Here is a 21,752-nt window from a genome sequence, read left to right as displayed (position 1 = left end):
GGAAACCGTGAAGCTGGATTCGATGTACCAGGAAGTCATCCTGGACCACTACAAGAACCCGCACGGGCGTGGTCTGCGCGATGGCGACGCCGAGGTGCACCATGTCAACCCGACCTGTGGTGACGAGATCACGCTGCGTGTGAAGTACGACGGCACGACCATCGAGGACGTCTCGTACGAGGGCCAGGGCTGCTCCATCAGCCAGGCCAGCGCCTCCGTGCTGAACGACCTGCTCGTCGGCAAGGACGTGGCCGACGCGCGGCGGATCCAGGAGACCTTCCTGGAGCTGATGCAGTCCAAGGGCAGGATCGAGCCCGACGACGCGATGGAGGACGTCCTGGAGGACGCGGTCGCGTTCGCCGGGGTCTCCAAGTACCCGGCCCGGGTCAAGTGCGCCCTCCTGAGCTGGATGGCGTGGAAGGACGCGACGGCCCAAGCGCTGGGCGGCGCCGACGCCGAAAGGAAGACGGCATGACCGAGACCGTGGAGACCAAGCCCGCCTCCGAGGAGGAGCTGCGCGAGGCCCTGATGGACGTCGTCGACCCCGAGCTGGGTATCGACGTCGTCAACCTCGGCCTCATCTACGGCATCCACGTCGACGACGCGAACATCGCCACCGTCGACATGACCCTGACGTCCGCGGCCTGTCCGCTCACCGACGTCATCGAGGACCAGGCCAAGTCCGCCACGGACGGCCTCGTCAACGAGCTGCGCATCAACTGGGTCTGGATGCCGCCGTGGGGGCCGGACAAGATCACGGACGATGGGCGCGAGCAGCTGCGAGCGCTGGGCTTCAACGTCTGAGGCGTTTTGCGTACGGGCGTACACAGCGATGTGTACGCTCGTACGTATGGGTTATCTGCTGCTCGCCGGTGCCATCGCGGCCGAAGTGGCCGCGACCACCGCGATGAAGTACAGCGACGGCTTCAGCAAGCTCTGGCCGTCGGTGGTGACGGCGCTGGGGTACCTGGTGGCCTTCGCCCTGCTCGCCCAGACCCTGAAGACCGTGGCCGTGGGCACGGCCTACGCCATCTGGGCCGGAGCCGGCACGGCGGTCATCGCGACGATCGGGATGCTCTTCCTCGGTGAGGGCATGGACGTGGCCAAGGCCACCGGGATCGCACTGATCGTCGTCGGCGTGGTCGTGCTCAATCTCAGCGGAGCGCACTGATGGCGCGGCGCTACGACCCCGACCGGCGGCGTCGGATCATCGACGCCGCCATTCGCGTGGTGGAGGAGAAGGGCATCGCCGGGCTCAGCCACCGGACGGTGGCGGCCGAGGCGGATGTGCCGCTGGGCTCTACGACGTACCACTTCAAGACTCTCGACGAGCTGATGGTCGCCGCGTTGCGGCAGGCGAACGAGGGGTTCTCACGGCTGGTCGCCGCGAGGGGCGGTCTCAGCGATCCCACGAGCGACCTCGCCGCGGAGCTGGCCGCTCTGATGGGCGAGTGGTTCTCCGGTGACCGCGCCGGGGTCGAGCTGGAGTACGAGCTGTATCTGGCGGCCCTGCGGCGACCCGCGCTGCGGCCGGTGGCCGCGGAGTGGGTCGATGACATCACCGCGCGGCTGGTGCGGCGTACGGATGCCGCGACCGCTCGGGCGGTGGTGGCGTTGATGGACGGGATCTGTCTGGAGGTGCTGTTGCTGGATGTGCCGTATGACGAGGGGTGGGTTCGGGAGATGCTCGGCAGGGTCATCGGGTGACGGGTGGTGTGGTCGCTTTTTCGTTGCCGGGTGCGGTCGTGGGGGGTTCTCGCGCAGTTCCCCGCGCCCCTTTGAGGTGGGCTGTTCAGCCGTTGGACCGGTTCGCTCCCGTAGGGCCGAGGGCGTTAGGTTGCCCTTATGACCGACACTTCTGCTCCTCGTACGACCGGCGCCGTGGCCGCCGGGCTTGCCACGATCGCCGCTGACGGCACCGTTCTCGACACCTGGTTCCCCGCCCCCGAGCTGGCCGCCGAACCCGGCCCCGCCGGCAGTGAGCGGCTGGACGCCGAGCGCGCCGCCGAGTTGCTCGGCACGAACGCCGTCGCGGCCCTCGGCAAGGACGAGGTGCGCGGTGTGGAGGTCGTCGCGGTCCGCACGGTCATCTCCTCGCTGGACGACAAGCCGCTCGACACCCACGACGCCTATCTGCGGCTGCACCTGCTCTCGCACCGGCTGACGCAGCCGAACCAGCCGAACCTCGACGGCATCTTCGGTCTGCTCGCCAACGTCGCCTGGACCTCGCTCGGCCCGGTCGCCGTCGACACCCTGGAGACCGTACGGCTCGCCGCGCGCGCCCGTGGCCTGCACCTCAGCGTCTTCGGTGTCGACAAGTTCCCGCGGATGACCGACTACGTCGCCCCCGCCGGGGTCCGTATCGCCGACGCCGACCGCGTCCGCCTGGGCGCCCACCTCGCCTCCGGCACCACCGTGATGCACGAGGGCTTCGTCAACTTCAACGCGGGCACCCTCGGCAGTTCCATGGTCGAGGGCCGGATCTCGCAGGGCGTCGTCGTCGGCGACGGTTCCGACATCGGCGGCGGTGCCTCCACCATGGGCACGCTGTCCGGCGGCGGCAAGGAGCGGGTGGCCATCGGGCGGCGGTCCCTCGTCGGCGCCGAGGCCGGGATCGGCATCGCGCTGGGTGACGACTGCGTCGTCGAGGCGGGGCTCTACCTCACCGCCGGGACCCGCGTCACCATGCCCGACGGAGAGATCGTCAAGGCCCGTGAGCTGTCCGGCGCCTCCAACATCCTCTTCCGCCGCAACTCGGTGACCGGCACCGTCGAGGCCCGCCCCAACAACGCCGAGTGGGGCGGCCTGAACGACGTCCTGCACGCCCACAACTGATCACGAACATCGCTTAAAAGGATTACCCTCCGTGACCTCGGAGGCGTTTTTCCCGATGAACGGGTGAACGCAGGGTCCGAGAGACGAGGGTGGAGCGATGAGGAACGAGCGGTTGGGGACCGGGGTGGCCGTCGCCACGGCGGCGGCGGTGTGCTGGCTGTCGGCGGCGGGTGTCGCGCACGCCGACGAGACCAACACCGCCTCGCACAACGGTCCCCGGGTCGGGCTGGTCAACGTCGGCCAGATCGATGACCCGATGGAAGACGTGCTGGAGCACTTCCGGCTGATCGGCGACGAACTGGTCGCCTCTGACTGAACGTCGTACCGGGGGCCCACCGCCGGTCAGGCGGTGGGCCCCGTCGCCTGTCCGTACGCCGCCAGCAGGCCGTCCGTCGCCGCCGCGGAGGCCGGGCGCAGCGGAGCGCGGACCGGGCCGGCGGGCAGACCGAGGCGGTTGAGGAGGGCCTTGGCCGTCACCGCGCCGGGGAGGCCCGCCGCCATCATCGACTCGATGAGCGGCACCGCCGCCCGCTGGAGACGGGCCGCCGTCGCCGTGTCGCCCGCGTCGAACGCGTCCAGCACCGCGCGCAGCCGACCGGGGATCACGTTCGCCACCGTGCTCACGTACCCCGCCGCCCCCACCGCGTACAGGGCGAGGTTGTGCTCGTCGCAGCCCGCGTAGTACGCCAGCCCGGTGGCCGCGATGACCTTCTGGGCGGCGAGGAAGTCGTAGGAGCAGTCCTTCACCGCGACGATCCGGGGGTGTTCCGCGAGTCGGAGCACCGTGTCCGGCTCGATCCGGGTGCCCGTGCGGCCGGGGATGTCGTAGAGCATGACCGGCAGCCCGGACGCGTCGGCGACGGCGCGGAAGTGGGCCTCGACCGCGTCCTGCGGCGGCCTGCTGTAGTACGGCGTGACGACCAGTACGCCGTCGGCGCCCGCCTGTTCGGCGGCCGAGGCCAGTTCGATGGTGTGCCGGGTGTCGGCCGTGCCCACGCCCGCGACGATCGTGGCGCCGTCGCCCACCGCCTCCCGGACCGCCTCGACCAGCGCCGTCTGTTCCGCGTCCGTGGTGGTCGGGGACTCGCCCGTGGTCCCGGACAGCACCAGGCCGTCGCAGCCCTCCGCCACCAGACGGGCGGCGAGCCGCCGGGCGCCGTCCAGGTCGAGCCCGCCCGACTCGGTGAAGGGCGTGATCATCGCGCAGAGGGCGCGGCCGAAGGGAGGCGTGGAGCCGGTGTAGGTCATGAGAGCAGTGTCGGCATCCCGATTGTTCAGATCTACTTAATTCTGCTACGCGGTATCGATAAGTGATGGTGGAGTGTGGGTGGGTGCCGTCTCCGGGCGGTCACGCAGGGGTATCGGCGGGCGCGTCGGGGTACCCGGACGCCGCGCATCCGAGGAAAGGGCACATCGATGACGGACAGGGCAGCCAAGGGGGCCGGTGGAGCCAAGGGTCCCGACGAGCTGCGGCAGCAGGTGGAGCGGACCAGGGGCCGCCTCGGCGACACCGTCGAGGAACTGGCGGCCAAGGCGGATGTGAAGGGCCGTGCCCGCGCCCGGGCGGCCGACTTCCGCGACAAGGCGGGCGCGATGACGGTCCAGCTGCGCAGCAGCGCCGCACAGGCCGGACACACTGTGCAGGACAAGGCGACCCAGGCGGGTCACGCCGTCGAACACCGTGCGCCGACACCGGTGCGCACGGCCGTCCAGGCCGGGCTGCGGCATCCCCGGCCGGTGCTGATGGCCGGTGCGGCGGCCGGTGCCGCCGTGGTCGCGGCGAACGTCCTGCGACGGCGGCACAACGGCGGACGGTGAACACGCCGGAAGCGGCCCGGGCGGGGGACGTGCCCGTCCGGGCCTTTCCGTGAGCCCTCGCCTCCGGCACCCCCTTGACCTCAACCTTGGTCGAGGTTGAAGGGTGGGTCGCATGTCCGATCAGCGACCGCTCAGGGAGGCCCCCGTGACCCGCCGTACCGACAGCCACCCCGACCTCACCCGTCCCGACGTGGGGGCGCCCTTCTTCAGTACCTGGCGGGTGGACACCCCCGACCGGCAGCGGGCGACCGTCGCGGCGATCGCGCACACCTGGGAGCGCCGCGAGTGGCCCGCCCCCGGACTGCTCGCCTACCACGTCTACACCGGCGGCGACGGCGCCACCCTGCTGCACCACTCCCAGTGGACGGCCGAGCACGCGTACGAGGCGTTCGCCAGGACCCGACGCCAGGAACGCGTCGACGAGATCGACACCGCCGTGCCCGGCATCCGGCGTCAGGGCCTCGACCGGTACCGCCACTACCGCTCCCACGCGCGGGCCGCCGGTGACACCCGGGTGCCGGGCCTCGTCGTCACCGTACGCATCGACTTCGAACCGGACGCCCGCGGGCGCCGCCGCGACTGGACCGACACCGTGCTGACCGCCCTCACCGAGGAGCCTGACGGCCACGACGGCCTGATCGCCGCCCACTTCCACCTCAGCGGCGACGGCGGCCATGTCCTCAACTACGCCGAGTGGGAGAGCGACCAGGCCTACGACGCCGCCCTCGCCGCCCCCGGCGCGGGCATCGGGGCGCCGACCCCGCTGTGGGAACGCGTCCGCACGTACCCCGGGGTGAAGGGCTTCACCGGCAGCCGGTACGAGCACGCCCTCGGGCTGGTCCCGGGGTGACCCGCAGGGCTGCCACGCGGGTCAATGGCCCGTGCGCACCGGCCACTTGCCGGGGTTTCGGCCATGTACGGCGGGCGGTGCGGAGAGGAACCGGGCGGCATGGGTGGAAACCCGTCTAGGCTGAGCGGTTGAACCCAACCCCCTAGGAGAACCAGCCCATGTCAGACAGCTCCTCCCTGCCGCCGGTGCGGCTGTCCTCCGAAGCGGAGCTGGCGCGTGCCGCGCTGTCCACGCCGGTGCTGTCCCGGGCCGCCCGGCTCGCCCGCTGGGCCGGACCCGCGACCCGGGTGGACGCCGGGGGCGGGCTGGTGGAGGAGCAGCTGCCCGCCGCGGCCGAGGCGCTCGGGCTGACCGGTGAGGACGTCGCCGCGTACGCCAGCGAGGCCTGGCGGGTCGCCGTGGACACCGGGCTCGTCGAGATCGTCGACGAGGAGGAGGGCACCGTGACGGCGGGCGCCGGTCTGGAGCTGCTCACCGGCGGTTCGCCGCAGGACGTGCTCGGGGTGTGGCTGGCGGCCCTGGAGACCGTCCTCGCCGATGCCGCCGTGCCCGACCTGGACGGTCTGCTGGAGGCGATGGACGAGGGCGGCCGGGTCGACCTGTCCACGCTGGACTGGGACCCGGAGGCCGAGGCGGACTTCCTCGACGGGGTCCTCGGCAACCTGTACCTGCTCTCCGCCAGCGAGGACGGGCCCGGCGAGGCCCCCGTGCCGCTGCCCGCGCTCGCCGCGTCGGTGATCGTGCCCAGCGACATGGGGGAGCCCACCAACGACGTCCTGGAGCAGGTGTCCGACGCGATGATGCGGCTGGACGACCAGTTCCGGACCCTGGAACCGGTGGGGCTGGTCGAGTACCAGCCCGTCGACGAGGCGCTGATGGCCGACGCCGACGAGGAGCCCGTCCCGGCGGTCGACGACACCGACGTCTCCCGCTACGGCATGGTCCGGCTGACGCCCCTCGGCCTCTACGGGCTGCGGGCGCGGCTGCTGGAGTCCGGCGTCGAGGCGCCCATGGTCGGTGACCTCGCCGACAAGGGCGCGGACGCGCTGCTGGACGGCACCGCCGGGTTCGGGCCGCGGGCCGCGCAGGCCGAGACCGAGCAGTGGCTGGCCCGCCGCCGGCCGCTGGCCGCCGCCCGGGAACTGCTGGCCGCCGCGCGGGGCTCCGACCCCGGGGCGCCGCTGCGCAGGCTGCGCTGCCAGCAGGCGCTGTCGCTGGTCGGCGCGGAGGCCGAGCCCGCGCTGCGGGAGGTCCTCGACGACCCCGAACTCGGCGGGCTCGCCCGGGTGTGGCTGAGCGAGCACGGGCTGCCGGACGTGCCCGCGCCCTCCCAGGACATGATCTTCTGGCTGACCGTCGATACCCTCGCGGCCCAGCTGGCCGCCGAGGGCAACTCCGAGGAGCTGCGCGCCCTGGTGCAGGGCCTCGCCCAGCAGCACAGCGGCTTCTTCGCGGCGGCCTGGCGCGTCGACCACCCGGCCACCGCCGACGTCCTGGAGGCCATGGGACGGCTGCACCCGGACAAGAAGGTCGCCAAGGAGGCCCGGAAGGCGGCGTTCAAGGCGCGGTCGCAACAGGGGAACTGAGGGGCGGGGACCGGCAAGCCGGGCGGAGGTGGGGCCTTGGTGGCCCCACCTTCCCGACTGGTCAGAGGGCCTGGGCCGCGGGCTTCACCATGTTGCGGACCGTGCGGGCCTTGACGAAGTCGCCCATGGCCGTCATCTCCCACTCGCCCGAGTACTGCCGGATCAGCTTGGCCATCATCACGCCGGTCTGCGCCTCGGCGTTGGTGAGGTCGAAGCGGACCAGCTCCTCGCCGGACGCGGCGTCCAGCAGGCGGCAGTAGGCCTTGGCGACCTCGGTGAACTTCTGGCCGGAGAAGGAGTTGACGGTGAAGACCAGGCCGGTGACCTCCTGGGGGAGACGGCCGAGGTCCACGGTGATCACCTCGTCGTCGCCACCGCCCTCGCCGGTGAGGTTGTCGCCGGAGTGCCTGATCGCGCCGCCGACGATCGTCAGCTTGCCGAAGTAGCAGCTGTCGATGTGGTTGCGCTGGGGGCCGTAGGCGATGACGGAGGCGTCCAGGTCGATGTCCTTGCCGCGGTAGGCGGGCTCCCAGCCGAGGCCCATCTTGACCTGGGAGAGCAGCGGGCGGCCGCCCTTGACCAGGGAGACGGTCTGGTTCTTCTGGAGGCTGACGCGGCCCTTGTCGAGGTTGATCTTGCCGGTGGGGGCGGCGGCCGGGGGTGCGGCGGGGGCCGGGGGTGCCGCGACCGGCGGGGTCACCGTGGCCGGGGGCGTCACCGGAGCCGGGGGCGTCACCGGGGTGGGCGTCGGTTCCTCGACCGTGACGCCGAAGTCGGTGGCGATGCCCGCCAGGCCGTTGGCGTAGCCCTGGCCGACCGCGCGGGCCTTCCACTGGCCGTTGCGCAGGTAGATCTCGATGACCACCAGGGCCGTCTCGTTGCCGAGCTGCGGGGGTGTGAAGGTGGCCAGGACGGTGTTGTCGTCCGCGTTGCGGAGGGTGGCGGTGGGCTCGACGCCCTGGAAGGTCTGGCCCGCGGCGTCGGGGCTGGCGGTGACGACGATCTTCTCGATGCCCGGGGGGAGGGCGGTGGTGTCGACGGTGATCGCGTCGGGGGCCGTGCCGCCGCCCGAGCGGTAGGTCACGCCCGGGCCGGCCGGCTGGTTGTAGAAGATGAAGTCGTCGTCCGAGCGGACCTTGCCGTCGGCGGTGAGGAGGAGGCCCGAGACGTCGAGGCGCACGGGGGCGGCGACGTCCACCGCCACGCGGGGGGCGGGGAGTGGGATGTTCGAGCCGGGGGTCATAGCGGTCATGCCGGGTGAACGATCGAAGGGCTCTTACCGTTCCCTTACTCCGGTCGGGTGATGAGGGCTTGGCGCAAGGGTCCTTTTCGCCCCCGCCGCCCCTTCCCTTCCCGGCCCTGGGCTGCCGCTCCCAAGCCCCCGCTTCGGCCCTGGACGGGCCTTGTCCTCAATCGCCGGACGGGCTGAATGGGCGTGGCTGAAAGGCTACGGCACCACCACGATCTTCCTGCCCACCCCCGCCTTGAACTGGTCCAGTGCCTCGGGGTAGCGGTCCAGCGGGATGCGGTCGCTGATGAAGACGTCCGGGTCCAGGACGCCGTTGGCGAAGAGTTCCGCCGCGCGTTCGAAGCTGTGGAGGACGGCCATGGAGCCGGTGATGGTGATCTCCTGGTTGTAGATGCGGTACGGGTCGATCTGGACCCGGGTCGCGTAGTCGGCGACGCCGAACTGGAGGAAGGTGCCCGCCTTGGCGACGCGGTCGAGGCCGTCCTGGATGGCCGCCGCGTTGCCGGTCGCGTCGATGACGAGGTCCCAGCCCTGGGGGCGGTCCAGTTCGTCGGGGTTCGCCGCGGACGCGGTCACGCCTAGGCGGCGGGCCGTCTCCAGGCGGGACGGGTTGACGTCCACGACGTCGACGCTTGCCGCGCCGGTGCGCTTGGCCAGTTCCAGCATCATCAGGCCCATCGTCCCCGAGCCGTAGATCAGGACGTGCGCGCCCATCCGGGACTGGAGGACGTCGTAGCCGCGTACCGCGCAGGAGAGGGGCTCGACCAGGGCGGCGTCCTCGGTGCGGACGTGCTCGGGGAGCTTCACGCAGTTGGCGACGGGCGCCACCGCGTACTGGGCGGCGCCGCCCGCCGTGGTGACGCCGATGGCCGCCCAGCGCTCGCACATGTTGTTGTGGCCGTTGCGGCAGTAGCGGCACTCGTAGCAGTAGAGGGAGGGGTCCACCGCCACGCGGTCGCCGATCGACACCTCGGTGACCTGTGTGCCGACGCCGACCACCTCGCCCGCGAACTCGTGGCCCGGCACGATCGGCAGCTTGGGCGCGAACTCGCCCTGGAGGATGTGCAGGTCGGTGCCGCACAGGCCGCACGCGGCGACCTCCACGACGACCTCGCGCGGGCCCGGCGTCGGGTCCGGGACCTCGGCGACGACGGCCCGGCCCACGGACTCGATGACGGCGGCCTTCATTTGACGGCTCCCAACGACAGGCCCTGGACCAGCTTGTCCTGGGCGGCGAACCCCGCGGCGAGCACCGGCAGGGAGATGACGAGCGACGCGGCGCACACCTTGGCCAGGAACAGGCCCTGGCTGGTGATGAAGCCGGTGAGGAAGACGGGGGCCGTCTCGGCGACCACCCCGGTGAGGACCCGGGCGAAGAGGAGTTCGTTCCAGGAGAAGATGAAGCAGATCAGGGCGGTGGCGGCGATGCCGGGCAGGGCGATGGGGGCCACCACCCGCCCCAGGATCGTCGGGAGTCTGGCGCCGTCGATCTGGGCGGCCTCGATGATCGCGACCGGTACCTCGGAGAGGAAGGACTGCATCATCCAGACCGCGATCGGCAGGTTCATCGCCGTGTAGAGGATGACCAGCGCCCAGATGTTGTCGAGCAGGCCGCTGTTCTTGGCGAACAGGTAGATCGGCAGCAGGCCCGCCACCATCGGCAGCATCTTGGTGGAGAGGAAGAAGAACAGCACGTCGGTCCAGCGCTTGACCGGGCGGATCGACAGCGCGTAGGCGGCGGGGAGCGCCAGCAGCAGGGTGATCAGCGTGGAGGCGACCGAGGCCGTCATGCTGTTGATCAGGGCGGGCCAGGGGCTGGCGCCGCCCGCCACCCCGAAGAACTCGCGGTAGCTGTCCAGGGTGAGCGAGGCGGCGAGCGACGGCGGGTTGGTCGCCGCGTCGGCCTCGGAGTGGAAGGACGTCAGGACCATCCAGAGGATGGGCGCGACGAACAGCAGTCCGACCAGCCAGGCGGTGACGCCCAGCACGGCGCCCTTGAGCCGGCCGTTTCGGGGGCCGGCCGGGGTCGCGGTGGCGCGGACCGGGGTCGCGGTGGTGGTGGCCATCAGCGGGACACCTCCTCACGGAACAGCGACGACACCACGCGCAGCGCGAAGGTCGCCAGGATGATCGAGCCGATGACGACGATGACGCCCGCCGCGGAGGCGAGGCCGTTCTCATGGGCCTGGTAGAAGGTCTGGTAGATCGTGTAGGGCAGGTTGGCGGTGCCGAGGCCGCCGGAGGTGATGGTGAACACCGCGTCGAAGTTCTGCACGATGTAGATGGAGCCGAGCAGGATGCCGAGTTCCAGGTAGCGGCGCAGGTGCGGCAGCGTGATGTGGACGAACACCTGCCAGTCGCCCGCCCCGTCCATCCGGGCCGCCTCGACCAGTTCGGGGTCGCGGCTCTGTAGCCCGGCGAGCAGGATCAGCATCATGAACGGGGTCCACTGCCAGATCAGCGAGGCCTCCACCGCCATCAGCGGCATCTCGGAGATCCAGTCCGGCTGGACGGCGCCCTCGCCGCCGATCCACCGCAGTACGCCGTTGAACAGGCCGTACTCCGGGTTGAACAGCACGTGCTTCCACAGCAGCGCGGCGGCGATCGGCACCAGCAGGAAGGGCGCGATGAGCATGGTGCGTACGGCGGCCCGGCCGCGGAAGCGGCGGTCCAGGAGGAGCGCCAGCAGCAGGCCGAGCAGCAGGCTGACCAGGACGACCGTGGCGGTCAGCAGGATCGTCGTCCAGACCGACTTGCGCAGCTCAGGAGTGCTGAGGACCTCGGAGTAGTTGGAGAACCCGGCGAACTTGCGGTCTTGGGGATAGAGCGAGTTCCAGTCGAGGAACGAGATCACCAGCGTGGCCACGAAGGGCAGCTGCGTCACGACGATCATGAAGATCAGCGCGGGCAGCAGGGGCGCCCGGGTGGCCCAGGCGCGCATCCGGTTGGGCCGCCGGGCCGCCGGCCGCGAGGGGGCGGCGGCGACCCGGGTGGGGGGAGTCGTGACGGTCATGATCCCTCGTACTTCTTGCCGACGGCCTCGGCGAGCGACTGCGCCTTCTTCAGCGCGCTGTCCACGGACTGCCGTCCGGCGATGGCGGAGCTGATCTCCTGGGAGACCTTGGTGCCCAGGTCGGTGAACTCGGGGATGCCGACGAACTGGATGCCGGGCGCGGGGCGGGGCTGCACGCCCGGGTCCTCCGGCTTGGCCCCGGCGATGGCGTCCCGGGTGACGTCCGCGAACGCGGCGGCCTCCGAGCGGTACTCCGGGATGTCGTACGTCGACGCGCGCTTGCCCGCCGGGACGTTGGACCAGCCGATCTGCTCGCCGACGAGCTTCTCGTACTCCTTGCCGGAAGCCCAGGAGATGAACTTCCAGGCGTTCTCGGCGTTGCCGGACGCCTTCTGGATGCCCCAGGCCCAGGTGTAGAGCCAGCCGGAGCTGTCGGTCTTCTCCACCGGCGCGGGGACGTAGCCGATCTTGCCCTTGACGGGGGAGTCCTTGGCCTCCAGGGAACCGGCGCCCGCGGTGGCGTCGTACCACATGGCCGTCTTGCCCTGGGTCATGTTGTTCAGGCACTCGGCGTAGCCCGCCTGGGCGGCGCCGGACTCGCCGTGCTCACGGACCAGGTCGACATAGAACTGGGTGGCCTCCTTGAACTCCTTGGAGTCCAGCCGGGCCTGCCAGTTCTCGTCGAACCAGGTGCCGCCGAAGGTGTTGACGACCGTGGTGAGCGGGGCCATCACCTCGCCCCAGCCGGGCAGTCCGCGCAGGCAGATGCCCTTCATGCCGGACTCGGCGGCGTCCACCTTCGCGGCGAGGTCGGCGACCTGGGTCCAGGTGGGCTTCTCGGGCATCGTCAGGCCCGCCTTCTCGAAGACGTCCTTGCGGTACATCAGGAAGGAGGACTCGCCGTAGAAGGGCTCGCCGTAGAGCTTGCCGTCCTCGGCGGTGAGGGCCTGGGTCATCGGGGTGAGGACGTCGTCCTGGTCGAAGGCGGTGTCGCCCTCGACGTAGGAGTCCAGGGAGTGCAGCCAGCCGTTCTTGGCGTAGATGGGGATCTCGTAGTTGCTGAGGGTGGCGACGTCGTACTGGCCCGCCTGGTTGGCGAAGTCCTGGCTGATCTTGTCGCGGACGTCGTTCTCCGGCAGGACGGTGAAGTTCACCTCGATGCCGGTGTCCTTGGTGAAGTGGTCGGCGGTGAGCTTCTGGAGCTCCACCATCTGAGGGTTGTTCACCATGAGGACGTTGATGGCGTTGCCGTCGGAGGATCCCGAGCCGCCCGCGCCGGAGCAGGCGGCGAGCGGAGTGATCAGCGTCCCTATGGCTGCCACCGCGAAGAGGGTGCGTGGCGCGCGTCGGCTCTGGGTTCGCATGCGATGCTCCTGGACATTCTTGAACAAAGGGGACTTGTGGGGGTGTGCGGCCTTACGGAGGGGGTGTCGGAGGAAGGTGGGAGGCGGGTGTTCAGACGCGGATGACCTGAGGCCCCAGCAGGGAGTAGCGATGGGCCTCGGCGGCGGGGAGCAAGGTGCTGGTGACGATCGTCTCCAGGGCGCCGATGTCGGCGAACCGGCAGAAGCTGACCGCTCCGAACTTGGTGTGCACACCGGCGAACACGGTGCGCCGGGCGGACCGGATCGCCTGTGCCTTGACGTCGCTGACGGCCGGGTCGGGGGTGGTGAGGCCGTGCTCGCGCGAGATGCCGTTGGCGCCGATGAACGCCAGGTCGATGACGAAACCGGCGAGCATCTTGGTCGTCCAGTGGTCGACGGTGGCCAGGGTGCCGGAGCGGACCCGGCCGCCGAGCAGCAGCACCGAGACGTTCTCGGCCTCGGCGAGCGAACCGGCGACCGGCAGGGAGGCGGTGACCACGGTCAGCGGCCGGTCCCTCGGGAGGGCCTCGGCGACGAGCTGCGGGGTGAACCCCTCGTCGACGAAGACCGTCTCGGCGTCCCCGAGCAGCTCGGCCGCCGCGGCCCCGATGCGGCGCTTCTCGGGGACGTGGCTGGTGGCGCGGAAGGCGAGCGTCGTCTCGAACCCGGCGCTCTCCACGGGGTAGGCGCCGCCATGGGTACGGCGCAGCAGGCCGTGGTCCTCCAGGACGCGCAGGTCCCGCCGTACCGTCTCCTTTGCCACGTTCAGGTCGGTGGCGAGTGCGGTGACGTCGACCGCGCCGGTGGCGCGCGCCATGCGCACGATCTCGCGCTGGCGTTCTTCGGCGCTCCTCGCCGCCTTCGCCGTCGTCATCGTCGACACCCGCTTCCGTGCTTCGCTGTGGTACTCGGTCCCTCGGCCGCCGGAGCTGCCCGTTCGGGCCCCGAGGGAGTCATGGGGGAAGTTCTACAGCGGGGATTCGACGCTGAACAGGCCTGTTACGGATCCGATGCTGCCCGGTTGTGCCCGTTTGACTGCGGCAGAGTCCGTCTCGGACCTGCGCGGGTGTGACGGGTGGGGTGGGATCGGGCACGGTGGATGCCCGAATGCGGGAGCGGGCGGGCCCGTTCGGTGCCCGCCCGCTCCCGCGAACGCCTGGTTTCGGCCGTGTCGGCCGGATCAGTGACTGAGCGATCCGCGCGACACGGCTCAGTACGGCCAGATCGGCGGGTCGGTCACGAAGTGGCCGCCGAGGCGGGCGTGGGCCGGGTTGCCGGGGTCCAGTTCGCCCTGCTCCGCGATGAGCTTCTCGGCGTACGGCTCGGAGTCGTCCTGCGGTGCGTAGCCGAGGGCCCGCGCGGAGGTCAGGTCCCACCACAGCCGGGTGTTGGCGGAGGAGCCGTATACGACGGTGTGGCCCACGTGCTCGGCGGTGAGGGCGGCGTGGAAGAGGCGGGCGCCGTCGGCGGGGCTCATCCACAGCGACAGCATCCGCACGCTGGTCGGCTCCGGGAAGCAGGAGCCGATGCGCACGGAGACGGTCTCCAGGCCGTGCTTGTCCCAGTAGAACTGGGCGAGGTCCTCGCCGAAGGACTTGGACAGGCCGTAGAAGGTGTCCGGGCGGTGCGGGGTGTCGACGGGGATCAGCGGGTCGTCGCCCCGCGGGCGCGGCGTGCAGCCCACCGCGTGGTTGGAGGAGGCGAAGACGATCCGGCCGACGCCCTCCTCGCGGGCGGCCTCGTACAGGTTGTAGGTGCCCTCGATGTTCGCCTTGAGGATCTTCTCGAAGGGGGCTTCCAGGGAGATGCCCGCGAGGTGGATGATCGCGTCGACACCGCGTACGGCCTCGCGCAGGGCCGCCCGGTCGGCGAGGTCCGCGACGATCGCGTCCGGTTCGCCCTCGACGGGGCGCAGGTCCAGCAGGCGCAGCCGGTAGCCGTGGTCGGGGAGCAGCTCCCGCATCAGGGTGCCGAGCCCGCCGGCGGCGCCGGTGAGCAGAACGGTGCGGGGAGCGGGCATCCTCGGTCTCCTCGGTTTCCTGGACGGTCAGCCGTATTCATATCCCGGATTCACATGCGTGGACAAGGTGTGGGGCGGGGTCGTGGCTCGTCAAGGGTGGCGCGGGCTCTGTTCATAAACATAAACTTCGATCAGAAACCTGTACGTCCCCTGTAGTCACCCTGTTCTAGGGAGAGCCTGTGACGCCTGCCGACCTCGCCGCCCGGCTCAGTATCCCCAGCGGGCCGCTGTTCTTCCCCGTCACCGCCTTCGGCCCGGACGGCGCCGTCGGCCTCGACGCCTATCGCGCGCACGTACGCCAGGGTGTGGCGGCCGGGGCCGCCGCCGTCTTCGCCTGCTGCGGCACCGGGGAGTTCCACGCGCTGACGCCGGAGGAGTTCGGGACGTGCGTGCGGGCGGCCGTCGAGGAGAGCGACGGCCGGGTACCGGTCCTCGCGGGCGCCGGGTACGGGACGGCGCTCGCCGTGCGGTACGCGCGGCTCGCCGAGGCGGCCGGGGTGGACGGGCTGCTCGCCATGCCGCCGTACCTCGTCGTCGCCGGGCAGGAAGGGCTGCTGCGGCACTACCGGGAGATCGCCGCCGCGACCGCGCTGCCCGTCGTCGTCTACCAGCGTGACAACGCCGTCTTCACCCCGGCGACGGTCGTCGGGCTCGCCCGCACGGACGGGATCGTCGGCCTCAAGGACGGGCTCGGCGACCTCGACCTGATGCAGCGGATCGTCAGTGCCGTACGCACCGGGGCGTCCGGCGACTTCCTCTACTTCAACGGGCTGCCGACCGCCGAACAGACCCAGCTCGCCTATCGCGCCGTCGGGGTGCCGCTCTACTCCTCCGCGGTGTTCTGCTTCGCCCCGGAGATCGCCCTCACCTTCCACCGGGCGCTGGAGGCCGACGACCGCGCCACGGCCGACCGGCTCCTGGACGGCTTCTACCGTCCGTTCGTCGAACTGCGCGCCCAGGGCCGCGGCTACGCCGTCTCGCTGGTCAAGGCGGGCGTACGGCTGCGCGGACTGGACGTCGGCGAGGTACGGCCCCCGCTGCACGAGCCGGACGACGATCATGTCAAGCGGCTCGCTCAGGTGATCGAGCGGGGATACGCACTGCTGTGAAGTCCTGTCAGGAGGCCAAGTGAAGACATCGGCGTTCGTCTACCCCTGGGACGTCAACGGGGACCCGGAGGCACCCGGGCGGATCGCCGCGCTCGGCGTCACCCAGGTGACCCTCGCCGCCGCCTACCACTCCACGCGCGCCCTCACTCCCCGCCACCCCCGCCACCGCGTCGTCACCGCCGAGTACGCCGCGGTGCTGTACCCGGTCGACGCCGACCGCTGGGCGGGCCGCGCGCTGCGCCCCTACCCGGCCGGGGACTGGGCGCCCGGCGACGCCCACGGCGAGGCCGCCGCCGCACTCGCGGAGGCCGGTCTCGAGGTGCACACCTGGGTGGTCCTCGCGCACAACTCCCGCCTGGGCGCCGAGCACCCGGACACCTCGGTGGTCAACGCCTACGGCGACCGCTACCCGTGGGCGCCGTGCATCGCACAGCCCGGCACGCGCGCGTACCTCACCGGTCTGGCGGTGGAGTCGGCGGTACGGCCCGGGGCGCGCGGCACCGAACTGGAGTCCCTCGGCTGGTACGGGCTCGCCCATCTGCACGCCCACGACAAGACCGGCGGGGTGGGCCTCGGCGACGCCGGTCAGTACCTGATGTCCCTGTGCTTCTGCCACGCCTGCCGTGCGGGGTACGCCGCGCAGGGGCTGGACGCGGACCGGCTGGCCGCCGACGTACGGGCCGCGCTGGAGCCGGTGTGGCGGGGGGCGCCCTCCGACGGCGGCTGGGCGGGCGTCGGGAAACTGCTCGGTGAGGGCAAGGCGGCCGCCACGCGCGCGTGGCGCGACGACACCGCCCGCACCCTCCAGGAGGAGACGGTCACCGCGGTCCGCGCCGCGGCCCCGGAGGGCTTCCAGATCCTCCTGCACGCCGACCCGGTCTCCTACCACTGCGGCGCCAACGCGGGCGTCGACCCCGCGCACATCCTCTCCGTCGCCGACGGCGTGGTGGTCCCCTGCACCGGCGGCGCGGGTCCGCTCACCCCCTTCGCCGAGCAGGGCGTGGCAGGTGCCGTCCTCGCCGCCAACCTCACCGTCGTCTCCGGCATGGGCGGCAGCCCCGCCACCCTGGCGGCGGACGCCGGGCGCGCCCGGGACCTCGGGGCGACCGAACTGCGGCTCTATCACGCCGGGCTGGCGTCGGACGACGACCTCTCGGCGGTGCGGGAGGCCCTCGGCGGCAGCTGAACCACCGACACCAGCTGGGCCGCGCCCAACGCCACGAGCAGCGGGCCGTGGGGGAGCGGTCCGACCAGGGCCGCCCCCACGGCGAGGCCGAGCACGTTCGGCACGAACACCAGGGTGCTCGCCGTGGCCGCCGTACGGCCCAGCAGGGCGTGCGGCGTGCTCCGCTGCACGGCCGTGAACGCGGCGATCAGGACGCAGGGCAGACCCGCCCCGACGGCCGCGCTGCCCAGCAGCACCACCGCGTCCGACGGCACGGCCCGCAGCGCCACCGCGACGCCGGTCACCGCCATGCCGCAGACCGCGAACCCGCGCTCGCCCAGCCGCCGCAGGCCCGCGCCCGAGGCCAGCCCGGCCACGACCGACCCGGCGCCCTGCACGGCGGCGAGGACACCGGCGTACGCGGGCGGACGGCCGAGGCCGTCGACGACCGCGTACACCAGCGCGCCGTTGACCCCGGCGCACAGCATCGTCGTACCGGCGGCCAGGACCAGGGGCCGCAGCCGCGCGTGCCCCCACAGGCGACGGGCGCCCTCGGCGGTCCGCGCCCACCAGCCGGACGCCGGTGTCCCGGGCCGCCTCTCGGGGACCCGCAGACCGGCGTACAGGGCGGTGGCCAGCACGAACGTCCCCGCGTCCAGCAGGACCACGGCCGCACCGCCGTACGCCGCGTACACGCCCGCACCGGCCAGCGGGGCGAGCAGCTTCATGCCCTCGCCCGCGGTCATGCGCAGCCCGTTGAAGTCGCCGAGCAGCGCAGGGTCGAGGCGGGCTGCGACCAGCGCCGCCTCGGCCGCGTCCTGGACGACGCCCGCGGCGCCGTAGACGAACAGCACCGCGCACACCAGCCACACGTCACCGGCCGAGTCGACGGTGAGCAGGGTCGGCAGCACCGCCGCGAGCAGCAGGTTCGTGGCGATCAGGAGGGGTTTGCGGCGGACCCGGTCGGCGAGGGTGCCCAGCGGCGGGCCGAACAGCACCGGCGTCCACATCACCAGCAGGGTGAGCGCGGCCAGCGCGTTCGAGCCCGTCAGGTCCTTCACCCACACACCCGACGCCAGCCACAGCGCCGAGGTGCCGAAGCCGGACACCACCACCGCGGCGAGACACCGCCGCGCGTCGCCGTCGCGCAGCACGCGCACGGCCGTCCACGTCGTCGTCATGCCTGGACATCGTGGGTCTAAGGAGGGCGGCACGGGATCGGGCAGATGCCCTAGGCGTTGGGCGGGCCGCAGGTTTCTTTGCCGGAAGCATTGACGAAACACGGGGGCGCTTCTAACTTCAACGCGTCGTACGTCGTACGTCATATATGAGACGCGATACGCGAGATCCGAGAGGCGCGCATGACCTCTGTGCCCACCCCGATCCCCTCCCGCACGCAGTACGTGCTGGAGGGGATCAAACACCGCATCCTCACCGGGCAGTTGACGCCAGGTCAGGCCCTGGTCGAGACCGAACTCGCCGCACAGTTCGGGGTCTCCAAGACCCCCGTGCGCGAGGCGCTCAAGACCCTGGCCGGAACCGGACTGGTCGTGATGAGCCAGTACAAGGGCGTCACGGTGCGCATGGTGGACGCGGACATGGCGCGCGAGGTCTACGACGTACGCCTGCTGCTGGAGCCCGAGGCGCTCCGCCGCACCGTGCGCCGCAGGTCCTCCCTGGACGCCGCCCGCGAGGCGCTGACCCGCGCCGACGGGGCCACCGACACCGCCGAACGCTCCCTCGCGAACCGGGAGTTCCACCGCGCCCTGTACGTGTCGTGCGGCAACCCGCTGCTCGGCCGGATGCTCGACGAGGTCCGCGACCAGGCCGCGCTCGTCTCCGCCGTCGCCTGGGCCGCCGACCCCTCCTGGGAGCGGGAGGCCCGTGAGCACCGGGAGATCCTGCGGCTCGCCACGGAGGGCGACGCCGACGGCGCGGCGCGCGCCCTGCACGCCCACATCGAGTCGTTCGTGCTGAAGGCCTTTCCCGACGCGGGGACCGGGGCCCAGGGAGAGGACATCCAGGCATGACCACCACGTTCGAGACCCAGCGGGCCGCCCTGGCCGAGGTGGTGGCCATCCCGGTGACCCCGTTCGCCGAGGACGGCTCCGTCGACCAGGACACCCACCGCGCCCTGCTGCGCCGGCTGCTCGACGGCGGCATCACCACCCTCACCCCCAACGGCAACACCGGCGAGTTCTACGCCCTCACCCCCGAGGAGCGGCGCCTGGTCACCGAGCTGACCGTCGACGAGGCCGGGGACCGGGCCGTGATCCTGGTCGGCGTCGGACACGACGTCCCCACCGCCGTCGCCTCCGCCCGGCACGCCCGCGAACTGGGCGCGGCGATGGTGATGGTGCACCAGCCCGTCCACCCCTACGTCTCCCAGTCCGGCTGGGTCGACTACCACCGCGCCATCGCCGAGGCCGTGCCCGAGCTGGGCGTGGTGCCCTACATCCGCAACGCCCAGCTGGCCGGCGCCCGGCTCGCCGAACTCGCCGACCACTGCCCGAACGTGATCGGCGTGAAGTACGCCGTCCCGGACGCCGCCCGCTTCGCCGCCTTCGCCCGCGACGCCGGTCTGGACCGCTTCGTCTGGGTGGCCGGGCTCGCCGAGCCGTACGCGCCGTCCTACTTCTCGGCGGGCGCCACCGGCTTCACCTCCGGCCTGGTGAACGTCGCCCCGGCCGTCTCCCGGAACATGATCGAGGCGCTGCGCTCGGGCGACTACCCGGGCGCGATGAAGGTGTGGGAGCAGATCCGCCGCTTCGAGGAACTGCGCGCCGCCCACGGCTCCGCCAACAACGTCACCGTCGTCAAGGAGGCCCTGGCCTCCCTCGGACTGTGCCGCCGCGAGGTCCGCCCGCCGAGCAGGCCGCTGCCCGACGGCGAGCGCGCCGAGGTCGCCGCCATAGCCGCCGGGTGGTCGATATGAGCGACACGACCCCGGCCCCCCGCAAGCGCCCCGAGGAACTGCGCAGCCACCAGTGGTACGGCACAGACGGACTGCGGTCCTTCAGCCACCGCGCCCGCACCCGCCAGCTCGGCTACCTCCCCGAGGAGCACCTCGGCAAGCCCGTCATCGCCATCCTCAACACCTGGTCGGACATCAACCCCTGCCACGTCCACCTCAGGGACCGGGCGCAGGCGGTCAAGCGCGGGGTGTGGCAGGCGGGCGGGTTCCCGCTGGAGTTCCCGGTCGCCACGCTCAGCGAGACCTTCCAGAAGCCGACCCCGATGCTCTACCGCAACCTCCTCGCCCTGGAGACGGAGGAGCTGCTGCGGTCGTACCCCGTCGACGGGGCGGTGCTGATGGGCGGCTGCGACAAGTCGACGCCCGCCCTGCTGATGGGCGCCGCGAGCGCCGATCTGCCGGCCGTGTTCGTGCCCGCCGGGCCGATGCTGCCGGGCCACTGGCGCGGGGAGACCCTCGGCTCCGGCACGGACATGTGGAAGTACTGGGACGACAAGCGCGCCGGGCTCATCGGCGACTGCGAGATGGCCGAGCTGGAGAGCGGCCTCGCGCGCTCGCCCGGCCACTGCATGACGATGGGCACGGCGTCCACGCTGACGGCCGCCGCGGAGGCCCTGGGTGTCACCGTGCCGGGCGCGTCCAGCATCCCGGCCGTGGACTCGGGCCACGACCGGATGGCCGCATCATCCGGCATGAGGATCGTTGAACAAGTCCACAAGGGGCGCAGACTCTCCGAGATCCTCACCCGGGAGGCCTTCGAGGACGCCGTCACCACGGTCCTCGGCCTCGGCGGCTCCACCAACGCCGTCATCCACCTCATCGCCATGGCCGGACGCGCGGGCGTCCGCCTCACCCTCGACGACTTCGACCGCATCGCCCGCACGGTCCCCGTGCTCGCCAACGTCCGCCCCGGCGGACAGACGTACCTGATGGAGGACTTCCACTTCGCGGGCGGCCTGCCCGGCTTCCTCTCCCGCATCCCGGACCTGCTCCACCTGGACCGGCCCACGGTCTCCCACGACACCCTGCGCGAACAGCTCGCCGGGGCGCGGGTCCACCACGACGACGTCATCCGCCCGCGCGACAACCCGGTCGCGGCCGAGGGCGGGGTCGCGGTCCTGCGCGGCAACCTCTGCCCGGACGGCGCCGTCATCAAGCACATCGCCGCCGAGCCGCACCTGCTCAAGCACACCGGCCCCGCCGTCGTCTTCGACGACTACAGGGCGATGCAGCGGACCATCAACGACCCGGAGCTGGGCATCACCGCCGACAGCGTGCTGGTGCTGCGCAACGCCGGGCCCAAGGGCGGCCCCGGCATGCCCGAGTACGGCATGCTGCCGATCCCCGACCACCTGCTCAAGCAGGGGGTGCGGGACATGGTGCGGATCTCCGACGCCCGGATGAGCGGCACCAGTTACGGCGCCTGCGTCCTGCACGTGGCGCCGGAGTCGTACGTCGGCGGACCGCTCGCCCTGGTGCGCACCGGCGACCCGATCACCCTCGACGTCGAGGCCCGCACCCTCCACCTCCACGTGGACGACGAGGAACTGGACCGCCGCCGGGCCGCCTGGACACCGCCGCCCGCCCGCTACGAGCGGGGCTACGGCGCCCTCTACAACGAACAGATCACGCAGGCCGACACCGGCTGCGACTTCGAGTTCCTGGCCCGCTCGGGCCATGTGCCCGACCCGTACGCGGGTTGACGGACCCCTCTTCGCCCAGCACGGCCAAGAACGCATCGCGCAGTAAGAGAAAGCGCTTCACACGCT

At 71.8% G+C, this 21,752-nt stretch carries 23 protein-coding genes; 14 read left to right on the top strand and 9 right to left on the bottom strand.

The annotated features are described in order from the left end of the window. Nucleotides 1-7: 7 nt before the first annotated feature. The 6 genes from sufU (at nucleotide 8) to KBY47_RS00455 (ending at nucleotide 3,151) form a co-directional block, all read left to right on the top strand. Nucleotides 8-475 carry a Fe-S cluster assembly sulfur transfer protein SufU gene (gene sufU / locus KBY47_RS00480; protein WP_210919145.1) on the top strand — a complete coding sequence of 156 codons (468 nt, stop codon included), beginning with the start codon at nucleotides 8-10 and terminating at the stop codon, nucleotides 473-475. Then, entirely contained in the window at nucleotides 472-804 is a 333-nt protein-coding gene (locus KBY47_RS00475) for a metal-sulfur cluster assembly factor (RefSeq protein WP_210918800.1), read from the top strand. Before sufU ends, KBY47_RS00475 begins: the two co-directional genes overlap by 4 nt. A 46-nt stretch (nucleotides 805-850) precedes the next feature. Then, nucleotides 851-1,171 carry a multidrug efflux SMR transporter gene (locus KBY47_RS00470; protein ID WP_210918799.1) on the top strand — a complete coding sequence of 107 codons (321 nt, stop codon included), beginning with the start codon at nucleotides 851-853 and terminating at the stop codon, nucleotides 1,169-1,171. Then, complete coding sequence (locus KBY47_RS00465) at nucleotides 1,171-1,707, top strand: TetR/AcrR family transcriptional regulator (protein ID WP_210918798.1); 537 nt, start codon at nucleotides 1,171-1,173, stop codon at nucleotides 1,705-1,707. The genes KBY47_RS00470 and KBY47_RS00465 overlap by 1 nt, the downstream gene beginning before the upstream one ends. Before the next feature lie 138 nt (nucleotides 1,708-1,845). Next, nucleotides 1,846-2,835, top strand: coding sequence for a 2,3,4,5-tetrahydropyridine-2,6-dicarboxylate N-succinyltransferase (dapD, locus tag KBY47_RS00460; protein WP_210918797.1), 990 nt, complete (start codon nucleotides 1,846-1,848; stop codon nucleotides 2,833-2,835). Nucleotides 2,836-2,932: 97 nt separating this feature from the next. Then, entirely contained in the window at nucleotides 2,933-3,151 is a 219-nt protein-coding gene (locus tag KBY47_RS00455; RefSeq protein WP_210918796.1) for a hypothetical protein, read from the top strand. Nucleotides 3,152-3,177: 26 nt separating this feature from the next. On the opposite strand, the gene dapA is transcribed toward KBY47_RS00455, so the two are convergent. Further along, the gene (gene dapA, locus KBY47_RS00450) at nucleotides 3,178-4,083 is read right to left on the bottom strand and encodes a 4-hydroxy-tetrahydrodipicolinate synthase (protein WP_210918795.1); all 906 of its coding nucleotides are present in this window, start codon (nucleotides 4,081-4,083) and stop codon (nucleotides 3,178-3,180) included. Nucleotides 4,084-4,251: 168 nt separating this feature from the next. Between dapA and KBY47_RS00445 the strand changes: the two genes are divergently transcribed. From KBY47_RS00445 to KBY47_RS00435, 3 genes are all read left to right on the top strand, one after another. Further along, nucleotides 4,252-4,653 (top strand): DUF3618 domain-containing protein, encoded by a 402-nt coding sequence (locus tag KBY47_RS00445; RefSeq protein WP_210918794.1) that lies wholly within the window; start codon nucleotides 4,252-4,254, stop codon nucleotides 4,651-4,653. A gap of 145 nt (nucleotides 4,654-4,798) precedes the next feature. Then, nucleotides 4,799-5,503 (top strand): antibiotic biosynthesis monooxygenase, encoded by a 705-nt coding sequence (locus KBY47_RS00440; protein ID WP_210919144.1) that lies wholly within the window; start codon nucleotides 4,799-4,801, stop codon nucleotides 5,501-5,503. Nucleotides 5,504-5,661: 158 nt separating this feature from the next. Then, nucleotides 5,662-7,089: a hypothetical protein gene (locus tag KBY47_RS00435; RefSeq protein ID WP_210918793.1), complete on the top strand. Its 1,428-nt coding sequence runs from the start codon at nucleotides 5,662-5,664 to the stop codon at nucleotides 7,087-7,089. Nucleotides 7,090-7,150: 61 nt separating this feature from the next. On the opposite strand, the gene KBY47_RS00430 is transcribed toward KBY47_RS00435, so the two are convergent. The 7 genes from KBY47_RS00430 to KBY47_RS00400 form a co-directional block, all read right to left on the bottom strand. Beyond that, the gene (locus KBY47_RS00430; RefSeq protein WP_210919143.1) at nucleotides 7,151-8,332 is read right to left on the bottom strand and encodes a TerD family protein; all 1,182 of its coding nucleotides are present in this window, start codon (nucleotides 8,330-8,332) and stop codon (nucleotides 7,151-7,153) included. 204 nt (nucleotides 8,333-8,536) lie between these two features. Next, nucleotides 8,537-9,526, bottom strand: coding sequence for a zinc-dependent alcohol dehydrogenase family protein (locus KBY47_RS00425; RefSeq protein WP_210918792.1), 990 nt, complete (start codon nucleotides 9,524-9,526; stop codon nucleotides 8,537-8,539). Continuing rightward, nucleotides 9,523-10,404, bottom strand: a complete 882-nt coding sequence (locus KBY47_RS00420; RefSeq protein ID WP_210918791.1) for a carbohydrate ABC transporter permease — start codon at nucleotides 10,402-10,404, stop codon at nucleotides 9,523-9,525. The genes KBY47_RS00425 and KBY47_RS00420 overlap by 4 nt, the downstream gene beginning before the upstream one ends. Further along, the gene (locus tag KBY47_RS00415; protein WP_210918790.1) at nucleotides 10,404-11,351 is read right to left on the bottom strand and encodes a carbohydrate ABC transporter permease; all 948 of its coding nucleotides are present in this window, start codon (nucleotides 11,349-11,351) and stop codon (nucleotides 10,404-10,406) included. The genes KBY47_RS00420 and KBY47_RS00415 overlap by 1 nt, the downstream gene beginning before the upstream one ends. Next, nucleotides 11,348-12,715, bottom strand: a complete 1,368-nt coding sequence (locus KBY47_RS00410) for a sugar ABC transporter substrate-binding protein (RefSeq protein WP_210918789.1) — start codon at nucleotides 12,713-12,715, stop codon at nucleotides 11,348-11,350. The genes KBY47_RS00415 and KBY47_RS00410 overlap by 4 nt, the downstream gene beginning before the upstream one ends. Before the next feature lie 91 nt (nucleotides 12,716-12,806). After that, entirely contained in the window at nucleotides 12,807-13,589 is a 783-nt protein-coding gene (locus KBY47_RS00405) for a DeoR/GlpR family DNA-binding transcription regulator (protein ID WP_210918788.1), read from the bottom strand. 336 nt (nucleotides 13,590-13,925) lie between these two features. Further along, the gene (locus KBY47_RS00400; RefSeq protein ID WP_210918787.1) at nucleotides 13,926-14,735 is read right to left on the bottom strand and encodes an NAD(P)-dependent oxidoreductase; all 810 of its coding nucleotides are present in this window, start codon (nucleotides 14,733-14,735) and stop codon (nucleotides 13,926-13,928) included. 179 nt (nucleotides 14,736-14,914) lie between these two features. Between KBY47_RS00400 and KBY47_RS00395 the strand changes: the two genes are divergently transcribed. Continuing rightward, the gene (locus KBY47_RS00395) at nucleotides 14,915-15,844 is read left to right on the top strand and encodes a 5-dehydro-4-deoxyglucarate dehydratase (RefSeq protein WP_210918786.1); all 930 of its coding nucleotides are present in this window, start codon (nucleotides 14,915-14,917) and stop codon (nucleotides 15,842-15,844) included. Between the two features lie 19 nt (nucleotides 15,845-15,863). Further along, nucleotides 15,864-17,030 (top strand): hypothetical protein, encoded by a 1,167-nt coding sequence (locus KBY47_RS00390; RefSeq protein ID WP_210918785.1) that lies wholly within the window; start codon nucleotides 15,864-15,866, stop codon nucleotides 17,028-17,030. On the opposite strand, the gene KBY47_RS00385 is transcribed toward KBY47_RS00390, so the two are convergent. Then, nucleotides 16,967-18,190: an MFS transporter gene (locus tag KBY47_RS00385; protein WP_210918784.1), complete on the bottom strand. Its 1,224-nt coding sequence runs from the start codon at nucleotides 18,188-18,190 to the stop codon at nucleotides 16,967-16,969. The genes KBY47_RS00390 and KBY47_RS00385 overlap by 64 nt on opposite strands. Nucleotides 18,191-18,370: 180 nt before the next feature. Between KBY47_RS00385 and KBY47_RS00380 the strand changes: the two genes are divergently transcribed. From KBY47_RS00380 to araD, 3 genes are read left to right on the top strand one after another with little or no spacing between them, the layout of a single operon-like run. Next, nucleotides 18,371-19,039 carry a GntR family transcriptional regulator gene (locus tag KBY47_RS00380; protein WP_210918783.1) on the top strand — a complete coding sequence of 223 codons (669 nt, stop codon included), beginning with the start codon at nucleotides 18,371-18,373 and terminating at the stop codon, nucleotides 19,037-19,039. Continuing rightward, nucleotides 19,036-19,944: a dihydrodipicolinate synthase family protein gene (locus KBY47_RS00375; RefSeq protein ID WP_210918782.1), complete on the top strand. Its 909-nt coding sequence runs from the start codon at nucleotides 19,036-19,038 to the stop codon at nucleotides 19,942-19,944. The genes KBY47_RS00380 and KBY47_RS00375 overlap by 4 nt, the downstream gene beginning before the upstream one ends. Continuing rightward, nucleotides 19,941-21,686 (top strand): L-arabinonate dehydratase, encoded by a 1,746-nt coding sequence (araD, locus tag KBY47_RS00370; RefSeq protein WP_210918781.1) that lies wholly within the window; start codon nucleotides 19,941-19,943, stop codon nucleotides 21,684-21,686. Before KBY47_RS00375 ends, araD begins: the two co-directional genes overlap by 4 nt. Nucleotides 21,687-21,752: the final 66 nt, after the last annotated feature.

Source organism: Streptomyces sp. B93, assembly GCF_018070565.1.
Lineage (GTDB): Bacteria > Actinomycetota > Actinomycetes > Streptomycetales > Streptomycetaceae > Streptomyces.
Note: the sequence above shows the minus strand (reverse complement) of the source record. Positions and strands in the feature narration are given on the sequence as shown.

Excerpts from the sequence above, each read along its gene's own strand:
- KBY47_RS00475 (WP_210918800.1), top strand. The coding sequence starts at position 472 with ATGACCGAGACCGTGGAGACCAAGCCCGCCTCCGAGGAGGAGCTGCGC.
- KBY47_RS00470 (WP_210918799.1), top strand. The coding sequence starts at position 851 with ATGGGTTATCTGCTGCTCGCCGGTGCCATCGCGGCCGAAGTGGCCGCG.
- KBY47_RS00465 (WP_210918798.1), top strand. The coding sequence starts at position 1,171 with ATGGCGCGGCGCTACGACCCCGACCGGCGGCGTCGGATCATCGACGCC.
- dapD (WP_210918797.1), top strand. The coding sequence starts at position 1,846 with ATGACCGACACTTCTGCTCCTCGTACGACCGGCGCCGTGGCCGCCGGG.
- KBY47_RS00455 (WP_210918796.1), top strand. The coding sequence starts at position 2,933 with ATGAGGAACGAGCGGTTGGGGACCGGGGTGGCCGTCGCCACGGCGGCG.
- dapA (WP_210918795.1), bottom strand. The coding sequence starts at position 4,083 with ATGACCTACACCGGCTCCACGCCTCCCTTCGGCCGCGCCCTCTGCGCG.
- KBY47_RS00445 (WP_210918794.1), top strand. The coding sequence starts at position 4,252 with ATGACGGACAGGGCAGCCAAGGGGGCCGGTGGAGCCAAGGGTCCCGAC.
- KBY47_RS00435 (WP_210918793.1), top strand. The coding sequence starts at position 5,662 with ATGTCAGACAGCTCCTCCCTGCCGCCGGTGCGGCTGTCCTCCGAAGCG.
- KBY47_RS00430 (WP_210919143.1), bottom strand. The coding sequence starts at position 8,332 with ATGACCCCCGGCTCGAACATCCCACTCCCCGCCCCCCGCGTGGCGGTG.
- KBY47_RS00425 (WP_210918792.1), bottom strand. The coding sequence starts at position 9,526 with ATGAAGGCCGCCGTCATCGAGTCCGTGGGCCGGGCCGTCGTCGCCGAG.
- KBY47_RS00420 (WP_210918791.1), bottom strand. The coding sequence starts at position 10,404 with ATGGCCACCACCACCGCGACCCCGGTCCGCGCCACCGCGACCCCGGCC.
- KBY47_RS00415 (WP_210918790.1), bottom strand. The coding sequence starts at position 11,351 with ATGACCGTCACGACTCCCCCCACCCGGGTCGCCGCCGCCCCCTCGCGG.
- KBY47_RS00410 (WP_210918789.1), bottom strand. The coding sequence starts at position 12,715 with ATGCGAACCCAGAGCCGACGCGCGCCACGCACCCTCTTCGCGGTGGCA.
- KBY47_RS00405 (WP_210918788.1), bottom strand. The coding sequence starts at position 13,589 with ATGACGACGGCGAAGGCGGCGAGGAGCGCCGAAGAACGCCAGCGCGAG.
- KBY47_RS00400 (WP_210918787.1), bottom strand. The coding sequence starts at position 14,735 with ATGCCCGCTCCCCGCACCGTTCTGCTCACCGGCGCCGCCGGCGGGCTC.
- KBY47_RS00385 (WP_210918784.1), bottom strand. The coding sequence starts at position 18,190 with ATGACGACGACGTGGACGGCCGTGCGCGTGCTGCGCGACGGCGACGCG.
- KBY47_RS00380 (WP_210918783.1), top strand. The coding sequence starts at position 18,371 with ATGACCTCTGTGCCCACCCCGATCCCCTCCCGCACGCAGTACGTGCTG.
- KBY47_RS00375 (WP_210918782.1), top strand. The coding sequence starts at position 19,036 with ATGACCACCACGTTCGAGACCCAGCGGGCCGCCCTGGCCGAGGTGGTG.
- araD (WP_210918781.1), top strand. The coding sequence starts at position 19,941 with ATGAGCGACACGACCCCGGCCCCCCGCAAGCGCCCCGAGGAACTGCGC.